This window comes from Mesorhizobium sp. C089B (assembly GCF_030323125.1).
Classification (GTDB): Bacteria; Pseudomonadota; Alphaproteobacteria; order Rhizobiales; family Rhizobiaceae; genus Mesorhizobium.
In genome coordinates this window covers 4,633,829-4,647,046 of record NZ_CP100469.1, presented here as the reverse complement: position 1 = coordinate 4,647,046, position 13,218 = coordinate 4,633,829, and the positions used below count along the sequence as shown (strand labels likewise).

General features: G+C 64.1%; 16 protein-coding genes. 6 read left to right on the top strand and 10 right to left on the bottom strand.

The annotated features are described in order from the left end of the window. Positions 1-41 precede the first annotated feature (41 nt). Both NLY44_RS22990 and NLY44_RS22985 read left to right on the top strand, forming a co-directional pair. Positions 42-980: a CHAD domain-containing protein gene (locus NLY44_RS22990; RefSeq protein WP_023825829.1), complete on the top strand. Its 939-nt coding sequence runs from the start codon at positions 42-44 to the stop codon at positions 978-980. Positions 981-1,021: 41 nt separating this feature from the next. Next, entirely contained in the window at positions 1,022-1,849 is an 828-nt protein-coding gene (locus NLY44_RS22985; RefSeq protein ID WP_023710375.1) for a C40 family peptidase, read from the top strand. Positions 1,850-1,899: 50 nt separating this feature from the next. Here NLY44_RS22985 and NLY44_RS22980 read toward each other — a convergent pair whose 3' ends face one another. The 3 genes from NLY44_RS22980 to NLY44_RS22970 form a co-directional block, all read right to left on the bottom strand. Further along, positions 1,900-3,276 (bottom strand): adenylate/guanylate cyclase domain-containing protein, encoded by a 1,377-nt coding sequence (locus NLY44_RS22980; protein WP_023687510.1) that lies wholly within the window; start codon positions 3,274-3,276, stop codon positions 1,900-1,902. A gap of 174 nt (positions 3,277-3,450) precedes the next feature. Then, positions 3,451-3,984 carry a hypothetical protein gene (locus tag NLY44_RS22975; protein WP_286455189.1) on the bottom strand — a complete coding sequence of 178 codons (534 nt, stop codon included), beginning with the start codon at positions 3,982-3,984 and terminating at the stop codon, positions 3,451-3,453. Continuing rightward, complete coding sequence (locus tag NLY44_RS22970) at positions 3,915-4,172, bottom strand: hypothetical protein (RefSeq protein WP_286457819.1); 258 nt, start codon at positions 4,170-4,172, stop codon at positions 3,915-3,917. Before NLY44_RS22970 ends, NLY44_RS22975 begins: the two co-directional genes overlap by 70 nt. 193 nt (positions 4,173-4,365) lie before the next feature. On the opposite strand from NLY44_RS22970, the gene NLY44_RS22965 reads away from it, so the two are divergent. Further along, entirely contained in the window at positions 4,366-5,223 is an 858-nt protein-coding gene (locus NLY44_RS22965) for an SMP-30/gluconolactonase/LRE family protein (RefSeq protein WP_023805826.1), read from the top strand. A gap of 18 nt (positions 5,224-5,241) precedes the next feature. Here the strand turns inward: NLY44_RS22965 and NLY44_RS22960 are convergent, their stop codons facing one another. Both NLY44_RS22960 and NLY44_RS22955 read right to left on the bottom strand, forming a co-directional pair. Continuing rightward, complete coding sequence (locus NLY44_RS22960; RefSeq protein WP_023805827.1) at positions 5,242-6,963, bottom strand: SulP family inorganic anion transporter; 1,722 nt, start codon at positions 6,961-6,963, stop codon at positions 5,242-5,244. A gap of 79 nt (positions 6,964-7,042) precedes the next feature. Continuing rightward, a complete protein-coding gene (locus NLY44_RS22955; protein WP_023673276.1) occupies positions 7,043-7,312 on the bottom strand; it encodes a helix-turn-helix domain-containing protein in 270 nt (89 codons plus the stop codon). A 79-nt stretch (positions 7,313-7,391) separates the two neighbouring features. Here NLY44_RS22955 and NLY44_RS22950 point away from each other — a divergent pair, with 79 nt between their 5' ends. Beyond that, positions 7,392-7,583 (top strand): hypothetical protein, encoded by a 192-nt coding sequence (locus NLY44_RS22950; RefSeq protein WP_155923589.1) that lies wholly within the window; start codon positions 7,392-7,394, stop codon positions 7,581-7,583. 16 nt (positions 7,584-7,599) lie between these two features. Here NLY44_RS22950 and NLY44_RS22945 read toward each other — a convergent pair whose 3' ends face one another. Then, positions 7,600-8,310, bottom strand: coding sequence for a phosphatase PAP2 family protein (locus NLY44_RS22945; protein WP_023692974.1), 711 nt, complete (start codon positions 8,308-8,310; stop codon positions 7,600-7,602). A gap of 4 nt (positions 8,311-8,314) precedes the next feature. Beyond that, entirely contained in the window at positions 8,315-8,656 is a 342-nt protein-coding gene (locus NLY44_RS22940) for a hypothetical protein (RefSeq protein WP_023673273.1), read from the bottom strand. A 240-nt stretch (positions 8,657-8,896) separates the two neighbouring features. Between NLY44_RS22940 and NLY44_RS22935 the strand changes: the two genes are divergently transcribed. Continuing rightward, the gene (locus tag NLY44_RS22935; RefSeq protein ID WP_023736970.1) at positions 8,897-9,121 is read left to right on the top strand and encodes a hypothetical protein; all 225 of its coding nucleotides are present in this window, start codon (positions 8,897-8,899) and stop codon (positions 9,119-9,121) included. A gap of 118 nt (positions 9,122-9,239) precedes the next feature. Here NLY44_RS22935 and NLY44_RS22930 read toward each other — a convergent pair whose 3' ends face one another. The 3 genes from NLY44_RS22930 to NLY44_RS22920 all read right to left on the bottom strand — a co-directional run bounded on the left by NLY44_RS22930 (position 9,240) and on the right by NLY44_RS22920 (position 11,945). Beyond that, entirely contained in the window at positions 9,240-9,920 is a 681-nt protein-coding gene (locus tag NLY44_RS22930; protein WP_023732788.1) for a GNAT family N-acetyltransferase, read from the bottom strand. Further along, positions 9,917-10,402: a MarR family winged helix-turn-helix transcriptional regulator gene (locus NLY44_RS22925; RefSeq protein WP_023687520.1), complete on the bottom strand. Its 486-nt coding sequence runs from the start codon at positions 10,400-10,402 to the stop codon at positions 9,917-9,919. Before NLY44_RS22925 ends, NLY44_RS22930 begins: the two co-directional genes overlap by 4 nt. 394 nt (positions 10,403-10,796) lie before the next feature. After that, the gene (locus NLY44_RS22920; protein ID WP_050588921.1) at positions 10,797-11,945 is read right to left on the bottom strand and encodes a flavin-containing monooxygenase; all 1,149 of its coding nucleotides are present in this window, start codon (positions 11,943-11,945) and stop codon (positions 10,797-10,799) included. 187 nt (positions 11,946-12,132) lie between these two features. On the opposite strand from NLY44_RS22920, the gene NLY44_RS22915 reads away from it, so the two are divergent. After that, positions 12,133-13,164, top strand: a complete 1,032-nt coding sequence (locus NLY44_RS22915; protein WP_023805829.1) for a phosphatidylglycerol lysyltransferase domain-containing protein — start codon at positions 12,133-12,135, stop codon at positions 13,162-13,164. The last annotated feature ends 54 nt before the right edge of the window (positions 13,165-13,218 follow it).

The following is a 13,218-nucleotide window of genomic DNA, read 5'->3' as shown; positions in this document are numbered from 1 at the left end:
TTTTCGGCATCATGCTCTAGGGGGATTCCGGAGATCGCCGCATGAGCTTTCGCATCGATCCGCGCCTGCCGCTGACCGGCGAGGTCAGGCGTATCCTTGGCGAGGAGATCGGCAAGGCGCTTGCCCATCTGGCCGTCGCGCGCGACCAGCCGGAGCAGGCATTGCACAAATGCCGCAAGCGGCTGAAGAGCGCGCGCGCCTTGCTGCGGCTGGTCCGTTCCGGAAATGAAACATTCTGTCCGACTGAGAACCAATGCTACCGTCAGGTGGCGGCGCTGCTTGCCGGGCCGCGCGAGGCGACCGCGCTGGTCGAGACCGTCGACCGGCTGGCAGCCGCCTTTCCCGAGCAGGTTGCCGGCGGCGGCCTCGACAGCGTGCGCGACCGGCTGATTGCCCGCCAGCATGAAATGCATGCCGGCGCCGGCCTCGACGCCGCCATAGGCGCGGCCACCGCCGCCTGCGAGGAAGGCCTGATCAGGATAGAGCGGCTGCTGCTCCCCGATCTGCCTGAGCATGCAGCCGATGTGCTTGCGGAAGGCGCTCGCAAGACCTTGCGCCGTGCCAGGAAGGCCCTGGACCGGGCGGGATCGCGCGGCGAAGGAGAGGATTTCCACGATCTGCGCAAGGCTGCCAAGACCCACTCGATGCATTTGTCGCTGCTCGGCCGGCTGTGGCCGACGCCGATCAAGGTGCGGCGCAAGGCAGTTGATGAACTTGGCGAAAAACTCGGCGAACTGCACGACGTCTTCGTCATGCGCGTGTTGCTCGAGGCCGACGGTGAGCCGCTCGGCGATGCGCAGGACACAAGGCTTCTTGGCAAGCTTTTGAAGCGCTCGGAAAAAAGCCTGAAGAAGAGCTGCCTTGCCGGAGCGGCCGAGTTGTTCGGCGACAGCCCCAAGCGCTCGACGAAGAAACTCGCGCGCAATGCGCGCGACGACCTCGCCGGCCCGGCATCGTCGGAAGAGGTCCCGGTCGGTTGATCATGGCCGAGGACGTCACCTCGTGCTAGTCACACTTTGCCATGACCGCGCCGCGCGACACGCTTCTCGACCGCCTTGGCCGCTGGCTTGCCGGCCGGCTGCAGGACGAATCCTCCGGCTATGAGCCCTACACGCCGTCCGACGCCGAGACGTTGCGGCGCACGCTCGAGCCCGGCGACATCCTGCTCATCGAAGGCAACCAGAAGATCTCGGCGGCAATCAAATACCTGACACAGTCGACCTGGTCGCATGCGGCTTTCTATATCGGCGATGCCTTGTCCGAGCCGGAGGACGGATCGGAACGGCGTCGGCTGATCGAAGTCACGCTCGGCGAAGGCTGTGTCGCCGTGCCGCTGTCGCGCTACCGCACCTACAATACCCGTATCTGCCGGGCGAGCGGGCTGACCCCGGAAGACCGCGACCATGTCGTCGCCTTCATGATCGGCAAGCTCGGCCTGAAATACGATCTCAAGAACATTTTCGACATGCTGCGCTTTTTCCTGCCGACGCCACCGGTGCCGGTGCGCTGGCGCCGCCGCATGCTGGCTTTCGGTTCCGGCGATCCGACCCGCGCCATCTGCTCGACGCTGATCGCCGAAGCCTATGGCGAGATCCGCTACCCGATCCTGCCCGAGATCACCCGCGCGCCCGGCCGCGCCTCGGCGCAGTCGAACTATTCGCGCCGCGAAATCCTGCACATCCGCCACCACTCGCTCTACACGCCGCGCGACTTCGACCTGTCACCCTTCTTCCGCATCGTGAAACCGACGCTGGAATTTGGGTTCGACTACCGGGCGGTGACCTGGGAGGACAAGGCAGGCACCGACGCCGCAGCCGCGAAGGCTGGCGCAATCGCCTCAGACACGTGATGGCTTCGGCCTGAGTCATGAGGTTCAGGCGTCTCACATGGCGGCCTGCATCACGCCGAAACCGCAATGGCGCCCTGGTTTTCGGCCCTGTGTTCGACCCAGACATGGACCGGTTCGTCCCGGCCGCGGATGCTCACCGGCCCATGGTCGCGCGCATTCAGCTGTGTCCCGAGCGATTCCGCCTTCGCGGCCTCGATCAGTCGTGACCCAAAGCAAATATTCGCCTGAAGCTCACGGCAGAGCGCCTGCAAACGGCTGGCGACGTTGACGGTGTCGCCCACCACCGCGAAGGACAGGTTGCGCTCGCTGCCGACCGCGCCGAGGACGACGGCGCCATATTGTGCACCGATCCGAACGTCCAGCGGCGGATATCCCCTGGACACACGCTGGACATTCCAGTCTTCGATAGCGGCGATCATCGCTTCAGCGCACCGGATGGCCCGGGTTGCGTCGTCATGGCTGGCCTGCGGAACCCCGAAGGTCGCCATGATGCAATCGCCGATATAGTTGTCGACGGTGCCATGGTGGTCGAAAACGACCTGCTCCATGCGACGGTGGAACTGACGCAGTAGTTCGAACACTGCTTCGGCCGGATGATCCTCGGAATAGTGTGTGAAGCCGACGATGTCGGCGAACAGCACCGCGATATCCTGCCGGCGGACCGGACCGAAGGGCTCGTCATCCGAGGCGAGCTGGTCGACGACATTGGGCGAAAAATGCCGGGCGAGATTGGCGCGGGCGCGCTCCGCCTTGACATAGTCTTCCGACAGATGCCGGGAACGAGAGACGACCAGCGCCATGATCGCGCCGATAATCAGCACAACCAACACATTGGTCGCCTGCGCGAACGTATCGACGAAATTGGGGTTGAGATAGAGATTCAGTCGCTCTGTCATCGGCAGCGAATAGAGGTTCGTTGCCGGAATGACGGTTCCCGCATGAAAAACCACCCATCCCACCCCGATCGTCCACGTCAAGGCCGCGAGCGCGCCGAGATAGAGCGCCAATCGTGTCGAAAGGGTCAGCGCGCCAAGGCATACGAAAATCAGCAGGAATTTGAAGCTGCCCTCGCGCAGTTGCATCGCGGCCGGCGCGACCTCGAGGGAAAACGGGTTGGGCGTTACCAGCAGAACGGTCAACAGAATGATGTCCAGCGTACCGACGAGGTAACCGATCCACCATGGCGCGTTGCGACGGCGCGCAAAGCGAAACTGGATCAGGCCGACGAGCTGGAACAGCGCTAGGCCCGCCAGCACGAAGAGCAGCGAGGCATCCCAGCGGCTGATCAAGGAAAAGAAGCAGGAGATCACGGCGAGCGATGCCGTGCGCGCCCAGAACTGCAATGCAGCACCCTGGCGCTCTGCGCGCTCCCGCAAATTTTTCAGGCGCGAATAGCGGCGAAGTTCAAGTGTTGGCGCGGTCGGCATAGGATCACTTCGATTTTGCGGGGACGGTCACGCATTCGGCAAACCCGCCCCGTGCAGTCTGGCAAATCAGCGCGCGAACTCTATCATGAATGTGGCTTCATTTTTGAAGCACCTCCGGACTGGAGCGCGACAAGCTCAGCCGCCAGATGCAATCCTGCTCGGATGATGGCCCAGTCAGGCCGGCAACGGGCGGCGTCCCTTTGCCGGAGCGGTGGGCCGGTCGGACGCACCGGCATCCCTGGGGTGCGGGCCGATCGGCATGATCGCCGGAAACGGGGTTGCGCCAAAAGCAAACGTCCATTTGTAGCCGGTCAGCCCGTCTTCCGGCGTCGTGTGCTGGTCGTGATGGGCGAGCAGTTTGGCGCGCTCGGCCAGTTCCTCCGCCTCGCGCTTCACCATCTCCGCCGTCTCCGGCCGCATCCGCCTGGAGAAAGAGACGAAGGTCGCTTCCCGCTCCAGATGGGTGATCGCCCAGCCGATGAAATTCTTGTTTGTCATCTCGAACAGCGGCCTGAGCGGCCCTTCGAAATTCCACTGGATCGGTGTGTCGACCAGCAGCCGTGCCGACAGCCCGCTGCCCAGCGCAACGAGGCCGAGCGCTTCGAGATCGCGCAGGTAGAGGAACATCGACGCTTCGCTCAAGCCCTGCGAGCGCATGACGCCCTCGGGCGTGAATTTCTCCGACAGCATGACGAAGATGAACAGCAACGCCGGCCGGCCGGCAAGCTTGCGCTCGACCTCCGGCGCGATGCGGTTGACCGGTCCCGGCCCCGATTCATCGACCCCAGCACGTTTTCCAGCTCGACGCCGGCGGCAGCGCAGATCCCGACGAGACGGTCGAGCTTGCAGTTGCGCTCGTGGAAGATGCGCTTGACCGTCGGCTCGGAAACGCCCATCCGCCCGGCAAGCTCACGATAGGTGACGCCCTTGGCCTTCAGCGTCCGCTTCAGCGCCTCGAAGATCAGGCCGTTCATGGAATGCACCTCTTTTGCGCCATTTCGTATCGGTTTCCGATACTAGCTCGAATCGTCCTTCCGGAAAAGTATCGAAAATCCTAGCTCTCCGCCATCCAGCACAGGAGACCTGGCCATGAAAACCCTCATCCCCTCTATTTGTCTCGCCGCCTTCGCTATCGCGCTCGTGCCTGCGGCCGAGGCCGCCGAACTCTGGCGCGCCTCGGGCTTCGAGCAACCGGAATCGGCGCTGTTCGACGCCGCCAACAGTCGCATCATCGTCTCCAACATCGTCGGCAATCCTGGGGAGGCCGACGGCAACGGCTATCTCTCGGTGCTGTCGCTGGACGGCAAGATCATTAGCCGGCACTGGACCGACGGCATGGATGCACCGAAGGGCTCGGCGATCTCTGGCGGCAAGCTCTACGTCGCCGACATCACCAAGGTGCGCATCGTCGATCTCGCCAGCGGCAAGCTCGTCTCGACCATCGATGTGCCCGGCGCCGTTTTCCTCAACGACGTGACATCGGACAGTTCGGGCAAGGTTTATGTCACCGACATGCTGGCCGATGCGATCTACCGCATTGACGGCGACAAGCCGGAACTGTTCGTGAAGGATGCGAAGCTCGCCGCGCCCAACGGCATCTTTGCCGATCGCGATCGGCTGATCGTGGCGTCCTGGGGCAAGGGCATCAAACCGGACTTCAGCACTGCCGCGCCCGGGGGCCTGCTGTCGGTCGATCTCGCGACGAAAGCCGTGACGCCGCTGCCTGGCGCACAAAACTTTGCCGACCTCGATGGCGTCGTCGCCATCGGCGACAGCATCTACGCCACCGCCTTCATGACCGGCACGCTCTATCGGTACAAAGTCGGCGAGGCGCCGGAGGCTGTAGAGCAGTTCAAGCCGGGCAGCGCCGATATCGGCACAGACGGCACGCGGATTTTCGTGCCGCTGATGAACGAGGGCGAGATCGCGGTGCTGAGCCTGGACTGACGGCGCACACTTGCCGGCTCAGCCAGCGGGCGCGGCTTTGAGTTGCGCCCGGGCATCCTTGATCGAGGCGGCAAAGGTCACCAGCGGCCGCTTGACGCCGTGGTTGATCAGCATGCGCCGCGTCTGCGGCGAGGCGCCGGCGATGATGAAACGCACGCCGGCGCGTTTCGCCTTGTGCGCCGCGCCCTCGATGACATTGGCCGCGGTGGAATCGAAGAAGGGCACCGCCGAACAATCGAGGATGAAGTTCTTGCGCTGGTCGGCGATGCGGTCGAGCACCGTGCCGACAGTAGAGGCGGCGCCGAAGAAGAAGGCGCCGGAGATGCGATAGACGACGGTGTCGGCGTCGCTTGCCTCGCTTGCATCGTAGGCGCGGCCCCTGCTGTCGGCGACATCGTCCTGCACCAGCGGCAAATCCGCCTCCACGGCGATCGACTTGGCCATACGGTCGATGAACAGGATCGAGCCTAGCGCGAAGCCGACGACGATGCCTTCGGTGAGGTCGCGGAAGACGACGATCAGGAAGGTTGCCATCAGCACCAGGGCATCGCCGCGCGAAGCGCGCAGCAACGTGGCGAAGGCCTGCTTCTCGAACATGTTCCAGCAGACAACCGCCAGCACCCCGGCAAGGGCGGCAAGCGGGATGTAGCTGGCCAGCGGTGCGGCCACCAGCATGAAGACCAGCAGAAAAAGCGAATGCAGCATGCCGGAAACCGGCCCATGCGCGCCGGCCCGCACATTGGTGGCGGTGCGGGCGATGGTGCCGGTGGTGCAGATGCCGCCGAACAGGGCAGACGCGATGTTGGCAAAGCCTTGCGCCACCAGTTCGCAATTGGAACGGTGACGCCGCCCGGTCATGCCATCGGCGACCACGGCCGAGAGCAGCGATTCGATGGCACCGAGCAGCGCAAAAGCCACCGCATCCGGCAGCACCGCAATCGCCTTGTCGAGGTTGAGTCCCGGCAGTGCCGGCAACGGCAGGCTGCGCGGAATGCCGCCATAGCGCGTGCCGATCGTTTCCGCCGGCAGCGAAAGCAGCGCCACGACAAGGGAGGCCAGTCCGACGGCGATCAGCATGCCCGGCCAGCCGGGCCGCCAGCGCTTCACCCCGACGATGGTGGCGATGGTCAGCGCCGCCACCAGCGTTGCCGAGATATTGAGCGTGCCGGCCGCGTGGCCGATCGCCATCAGCTTCGGCAGCAGCGGCCCGGGCTCCGGCCCGGCAAGCCTCAGCCCGAACAGTTCGACGATCTGGCCGGAGAAGATGATGACTGCGATGCCGGCGGTGAAGCCGACCGTCACCGGGTAAGGGATGAATTTGATATAGGTTCCGAGCCGGAGATAGCCGATGGCGAGCAGGAAGATGCCGGCCATCATCGTCGCCAGCAGCAGTCCGTCGACGCCTTCGCGCTGCACCGTCGCCGCCACCAGCACGATGAAGGCGCCGGCCGGGCCGCCGATCTGGAAGCGGCTGCCGCCGAGCGCCGAGACGATGAAGCCGCCGACAATGGCCGTGAACAGGCCGCGCTCCGGCGTCACGCCCGAAGCAATCGCAATCGCCATCGACAGCGGCAACGCGACAATAGCGACGGTCAGCCCGGCCATGAAGTCGGCCTTGAACTGCGGCAGGCGGTAACCTTCGCGCCAGACCGTCACCAGCTTGGGCGTGAACAGCTCTGAAAATGTCGGCTTTGCCGACTTCTGGGCCGGTTGATGCACTGCCCGCCGGATCTGATCCATGGACTGCCTTCCGCTTGCGTGAAGGCGGCGGGATCGTCGGCAGGACTGTCGGCGGTCGCCGTCGCGACTATATGCCGGCTCAGCCTTGCGGGTTCGGCGGCGCGACCGGCTTGAGGCGCACGCCCCGGCCGCCGCGCTCGCTGGTCTGGTTCTCGCCGATGAGCTCCACCCCGGCCTCGTCGAGAGCCTGGATAACCTTCATCAGCGTATCGACCACACCCCTGACCACGCCGTCACTCGCTTCCATGCGCTGGATTGTCGGAAGCGAAACGCCGGCACGCTCGGCGAGCGTCTTCTGATCGATGCCGGCCAGCGCCCTCGCGGCGCGCATCTGCGCGGCAGTGATCATCGGTCGGAACCCCCGTCTGAGTCTGCGGAGACGACGTGTAATACAATCATAGTGATGTTTCAACCATCATAAAGCATACATGAAACATGATCTCTCCACAAAGCCGGATGGCGGGATACGGGATGAGCATGCTACGCTACCGCCTTGGCTCTTACTGGCGGGGAAATATCAGTTGAAGATTTTCAGGACCTTGACGACTTCGGCAGCCTTGCTGTCGGCGGTTTTTCTGCTGGCAGGCTGCGGACACGGGCTGATCAACCGGCTGATTTGAATGTCGCTCCGGATCGTCAGTCTTCGGGCTCGTTGCCATCGGCCACCGCCTTGTTCCGCTGCAGCATTCGCGCCGCCAGCCAGCACAGCGTCGCCCAGGTGAAGCCGGCGCACCATCCCGCCAGCACGTCGGAAGGCCAGTGGACGCCGAGATAGACGCGGCTGACGCCGACCAGCAGCGTTATCAGCACCGCCAGGCTGAGGACATAGATTTTCGTCGTTCGTCCCGGCAGGAAGCGCGCTGCCAGCGAGCCCAGCGTGAGATAGGTCACCGCCGACAGCATGGCGTGGCCGCTGGGAAACGACAGCGACGTCTCGTTGGCCAGGTGCGAGACAAGATCGGGGCGCGGCCGGTCGATGCCGGCCTTGAGCAAGGTCGACAGCAGCTGCCCGCCGGCCACCGCGACAAAGATCAGCAGCGCCGTCCTCGGCCTGCGGATCAGCAGGAGGTAGACGATCACCGCCGTTACGATCAGCACCAGCACGCTGGAGCTGCCGAGGCTGGTGATGTCGCGCATCGCGCCTTCCAGCCATGCCGGGCCGACGGGAACATCCGGCTGACCCACTTTTCGGAAAGCGAGCAGGATCTCAGTATCGAAAGCGTGCGGCGTGGTGGCCCGCGCCACCTCCATCAGTTCCTCGAAGCCCCACAGCCCGGCGGCTATCACCAGCCCGGCCAGCAGCACCGGAAATTCAAGCCAGTTGGTGAACGCACGCGGGGTCTTCATCGGATTACAGTCGCCCCTGCAGGTAAGGCCCGAGCGAGATCAGCACCACCGCCGCGATGGCCAGCACGATGCCGGTCGCTTGCAAGGCATTGACGCGTTCGCCGAAGAACACCAGCGCCACCACATTGACCGCCACCAGCTGGATCACCGCCGACAGGCTGAACGACACCGACATGCCGAACTCACGAACCAGCCGCAGCATCATCAGATTGCCCGCCGTATACAGCGCCAGTGTCAGCACGATCTTGCCAAGGCTTGGCGCCAGCCCCCATTGCTTGGCCGCGATTGCCGCCAGCAGGAAAATCACCGTCGAAACGACGAGCTGCGCCAGTCCCCAGAAACTCACTTTTGTGCCTCGCTGTCGTTTGTGGCAGCCCTTGTTTCGCAAGCGCGCCGACACGTCAAGCAGACTGCGGCGAGACAGGCCCGACGATGACGAGAGGTGGCTGAATGAATGGCAGCACGATCGCGGTCTGATTGCAACGCTCGGGCCGGATTAACGCAAACCCAGGCAGCTGCCCACCCAAGCCCCGGATAAGAATGGACATTTAAACATGGCGCCCTACGTCTTCTGGAGGAGAGTGCCATGCCAAAGTCCGTCTATGACCGTGGCCTGCTGAAACCCGACGACATCGCCAGGCTGCAACGCGTGTTCGACGAAGCCTGCCGCAGGCGCGACGTGCATCCCGATTCGGCGGAGGCGCGGGAGATCGCGCTGAACCTGCTTGCGCTCCACAATGCCGGCATGATCGAGGAAGATATGCTTATGGAAACCGTGGGTTTCCGCAGGTTGGAGCCGAAATCAGCCTGAGGCCCGCAAGGCGGCCTGGAGCAATTCCAGGAAAAGTGTGAAGCGGTTTTCCGTCCGGAATTGCGTAAAAATAAAGGCCTAGGAGCGGTTCGCCGTTTCCGTGAAACGGTGAAACGCTCTAGCCGGCGCGCTGCACGACGGCCACATTCATCTCTGCCCGCAGCCTGAAGCCGATGGATTCGTACAATCCAACCGCGTTGGCATTGCTGGCATAGGCATGCAGGTAGGGAACTTCGCCGCGCGCAAAAATTCGGTTGGCCACGAACACCGACAGCAGCCGGCCGAGGCCGCTGCCGCGAAATTCGGGATGCGAGCAGACGCCGCTGAGTTCGCTGTAGCCGGGCTGCTTCATGCGCTCGCCGGCCATCGCCGCCAGCCGGTCGTCGATTTTCACGCCCCAGAACTCGCCGAGGCTCAGCGCCTTGAGCGTGAACGGGCCGGGCTTGGTCAGTGACGCCAAAGCAAGCATCTCGGCCGCGTCGTCCTGCGTCAGCTGCTGCACACGCTCGTCCGACACGGAAGGCAATGGCGCCTCGGCAACCATCTGAACGCCGAAGGCGGTCACGGTCGCGGTCAGTTCCGGCGGCAAGGCAACGGGGTCCGCCTGGAGCATGAACACGCTCTCACCTGCAGGAATGAGGCTTGCGAGCGCCTGCAGACTCTCAGCGTCGTCTGCCCCGGAAGCCGCGAAGGGGACGATCGAGGAGGGATAGCGCCTGGCGAGCCTGTCGCCATACGCAAAGATCCGATGCCGCGTGTCGAGCGCGCTCCAGACCGGACGATCGAGGACATGGCTCATGGCGCGACATCCTGTTTCACACGGCGGTCGAGCGGGGCCGCCGCCAGGCCGTCCTCCATTGCCGAGAGTTGTTCGAGAAGCGGCCCTGCAAGGCCTTTGCACAAGTCGGCAACGGCGTTCTCGATGCGCGGCCAAACGTCCCGCTTCGCCTTATCGACCAGGCGCTGGCCGTTCGCGGTCAGCGAGATCATCCTGCGGCGCTGGTCGTCGTTCGATGGCGCGGCCTCGACCAGCCCCAACTCGGCCAGCAGCGCCACGCTGCGCGTCACCCCCGGCTGGGTGATCCCCAGTGACTGCGCCAGTTCGCCGACAGGCAGCGGCCCAAGCCGGTCGAGCGCGGCCAGCAGAGGATACTGGCTGGACTGCACCGGCACCTCCAGCCCATCGAGCATGCGCTGCGTATCGGCCTGCAACTGCTCGCCGATGCGCTTCAGCCTGCTGCCGAGGGTGAGGTAGCCAAGGGATCGAATGATGTCTTCCATGGGTGGTCCGTCTCCTGGATAACCATAACATGTTATATAACGATGCAATGAACGAGTTCAAGCGCCTGCTTTGGAGGTTGGCCGCAAGCATCTCAACTTCGTCGTCCTTGGGCGAAGCAGGAGCGAAGCTCCGTCGCGGAGACCCAGGGATCATGCCTTGGCCGTGGAAGCAGCGGAGCAGAACCTGCAACGCAGCGTAGTTCAGAAGTCACGGCATGGATCCTCGGGTCTGCGCCGTCGCTACGCTCCTTGCTTCGCCCGTGGATGACGACGGGATCGGCGTTTCAGCCAATCGCCAGGATATTCGATCCGTCTTGCAGATGCGTTGAACCACTAGTCCGCGCCATAGCAGCAGCCCGAAGTGCGCGGTGGTTCTCCGTCCAGAAGCGCTCGTCTACAACCCCTTGGCGATCTGACGGGCAATCGCTTCGGCCTGCAGGCCGGCGCTGTGAAAATAGCTGGTCAGGCTTGGCCGCATGCCGATGAACCACAGGCCGGGCTGGCCGCTCGGGGTGCCGCCATTGGCCTTCGGCACGCCCTTGGCGTCGAGCACGCCGAGATCGCCCAGCATGGCCTCCAGGCCGGTGCGATAGCCGGTTGCCGCGATCACCACATCCGGCTCGAGCACCGTGCCGTCGTTCAGCCGCACGCCGGCGCCTTCGAAAGCCGCCACCGGCGCCACCACCGAAATCCGTCCGGCCTTCAGCGCGGTGACGGCGCCGTCGTCGACGGCAATAGCGATCTGCTCGACGTCGAGCCGGCTGGCGCCGCCCTTCGGCGCCGGCGGCAGGCCGAAGCGGGCGAGGTCGCCGAACATCAGCCGCTGCGTCGCGGCAATCGCGGCATCGGCAATCCACGTCGGCAGCATCGCCATGAAACCGCCGAAGCGCGCCACGGCGACCTTGCCGATCCGTTTCGGCATCAGCGACGGACCCTGCCTGGCTGACAAGCAGATGGCCTTGGTGTCGGCGCGGACGAGGTGGTTGAGCACGTCGAAGCCGGAATTTCCGGCTCCGACCACCAGCACGCTTTTGCCCACATAGTCCTGTGCTGTGCCGAAATCGGCGGCGTGGACAAGTTTGCCGGTGAAAGTCGCCTTGCCTTGCCAGTCCGGCGTCCATGGCAAGCGGTCGCGGCCGGTGGCGACGATGACATTGCGGGCGCTCAGCGTTTCCCGGCCCGTATGGACGAGCCAGCCATTGCCTCTGCGTTCGATCCGCTCGACGGCGGTGCCGAATTCGACCCTTATGCCGCGCGCGCGGGCAAAATCCTCGAGATAACCGACGATGGCATCCTTGTTCGGAAAGGCGGCGGTGCGTGGCGGATAGGCAAGGCCGGGCAGGGCCGATAGCGCGCGATGCGTGTTGAGGGTCAGCTTCTCGTGCCGCCCTCGCCACGGTTCGGCGATCCGCGGCTCCTTTTCAAGCACGACGACCCGCACGCCGCGCCGGCCAAGCGCGTCAGCGGCCGCCAGCCCCGCCGCTCCGGCGCCGATGACGATAACCGTATAGTCGGGTCCTTTCGGCCCCAGGACGATTGGCATCGTTTCGCTTGTCGTAGCCGCCATTCGGTCGAGATTTCCTTTTAGGTGCGCCATGGGGACCCGTCCTATATGGCACGTCCCATATGGCACAGGGGCGATATGATCGATAATGAGGTCGCGTCAATGCGACTGATTCGAGGCCTTGGGGGCAAGCCTCTGTTTATCATCGGCACGCGGAAGCTCGACCATGCCCTCCTTGCGTATCTTTCTCGACAGACTGCTGGAGGGCGCCGCAGCCAAGGTGCCGCGCCAGGATTTTTCGCTTGTCGAGCGGCTGGCGCTTGTCCGCCAGCACGGCGACTTCTCGCTGGCCTATTCGACCGCCGTGCAGCAAAAACTGTCCTATTTCGGCGACGCCGACGGCTACATCGCCTTCGGCACCAAGATGAAGCACCATTTCGCGCTAGGTGACCCGGTGGCCCATCCGGCTGATCGGCCCGACTATATCAGGCGCTTTGTCGAAGCCGCCGACAGCCCGTGGTTCGTGCAGATCGGCGAACCGACGGCGCGCGTTCTGGCCGGGCTCGGCTACCAGGTCAACCGTCTCGGCGTCGACACGCGGCTGGAACTGCCGGCTCACGATTTTTCCGGCAAGCGCAACGAAACCGTGCGGTATTCCGAACGCTGGCTGTTGAAGAAGGGGTTTTCTTTTGGCGAAGGAGCGGTCTATCTCGACGAGGTCCAGCGCCTGTCACAGAACTGGCGGGCCGACCGCATCGTCAAGCGCTGGGAGATGGCGTTCCTCAACCGCCCCTTTGCCGATCATCTCGGCATCGATATGCGCCGTTTCGTGCTCTACAGCCCGGAAGGCGAGCTCGTCGCCCTGCTCGATTTCGATCCGATGTTCAGCGACGGCAAGGTGATCGGCTACACCACCTCGTTCAAGCGCAAGCATATCGACGCCTCGCCGCATGCCGAAATCGGGCTGACCAAATTCGCCGTCGACCGCTTTCGCGGCGAGGGCATTTCCGTCGTCACTCTCGGCCTGTCGCCGATGCTCGATGTCGGAGCCAACAGCTTTGCCGAATCGAGCTTCTGGCGCAACGCCTTCGAGCGGGCCTATGAGTCGCCCTGGGTCAACCGCAGCAAGTTCAACCTCAAGGGCCAGGCGGCGTTCAAGCGCCGCTTCCACGGCATCGAGGAACCGACCTACATCGCCTTCCGCCAAGGCAGGCTGATCGAGATGCTGGGGTTGCTGCGCCTCATCAAGGCGATCTAGCAAGAACCGTCGCGGCCAACGTGCCAATTTGCCCTCAGCAAAACTGTTGATTTG

Excerpts from the sequence above, each read along its gene's own strand:
- NLY44_RS22925 (WP_023687520.1), bottom strand. The coding sequence starts at position 10,402 with ATGGAAGACATCATTCGATCCCTTGGCTACCTCACCCTCGGCAGCAGG.
- NLY44_RS22960 (WP_023805827.1), bottom strand. The coding sequence starts at position 6,963 with ATGGATCAGATCCGGCGGGCAGTGCATCAACCGGCCCAGAAGTCGGCA.
- NLY44_RS22930 (WP_023732788.1), bottom strand. The coding sequence starts at position 9,920 with ATGAGCCATGTCCTCGATCGTCCGGTCTGGAGCGCGCTCGACACGCGG.
- NLY44_RS22920 (WP_050588921.1), bottom strand. The coding sequence starts at position 11,945 with ATGCCAATCGTCCTGGGGCCGAAAGGACCCGACTATACGGTTATCGTC.
- NLY44_RS22980 (WP_023687510.1), bottom strand. The coding sequence starts at position 3,276 with ATGCCGACCGCGCCAACACTTGAACTTCGCCGCTATTCGCGCCTGAAA.
- NLY44_RS22955 (WP_023673276.1), bottom strand. The coding sequence starts at position 7,312 with ATGATCACTGCCGCGCAGATGCGCGCCGCGAGGGCGCTGGCCGGCATC.
- NLY44_RS22945 (WP_023692974.1), bottom strand. The coding sequence starts at position 8,310 with ATGAAGACCCCGCGTGCGTTCACCAACTGGCTTGAATTTCCGGTGCTG.
- NLY44_RS22970 (WP_286457819.1), bottom strand. The coding sequence starts at position 4,172 with ATGGGCGTTTCCGAGCCGACGGTCAAGCGCATCTTCCACGAGCGCAAC.
- NLY44_RS22985 (WP_023710375.1), top strand. The coding sequence starts at position 1,022 with ATGACCGCGCCGCGCGACACGCTTCTCGACCGCCTTGGCCGCTGGCTT.
- NLY44_RS22950 (WP_155923589.1), top strand. The coding sequence starts at position 7,392 with ATGAAACATGATCTCTCCACAAAGCCGGATGGCGGGATACGGGATGAG.
- NLY44_RS22990 (WP_023825829.1), top strand. The coding sequence starts at position 42 with ATGAGCTTTCGCATCGATCCGCGCCTGCCGCTGACCGGCGAGGTCAGG.
- NLY44_RS22965 (WP_023805826.1), top strand. The coding sequence starts at position 4,366 with ATGAAAACCCTCATCCCCTCTATTTGTCTCGCCGCCTTCGCTATCGCG.
- NLY44_RS22915 (WP_023805829.1), top strand. The coding sequence starts at position 12,133 with ATGCCCTCCTTGCGTATCTTTCTCGACAGACTGCTGGAGGGCGCCGCA.
- NLY44_RS22935 (WP_023736970.1), top strand. The coding sequence starts at position 8,897 with ATGCCAAAGTCCGTCTATGACCGTGGCCTGCTGAAACCCGACGACATC.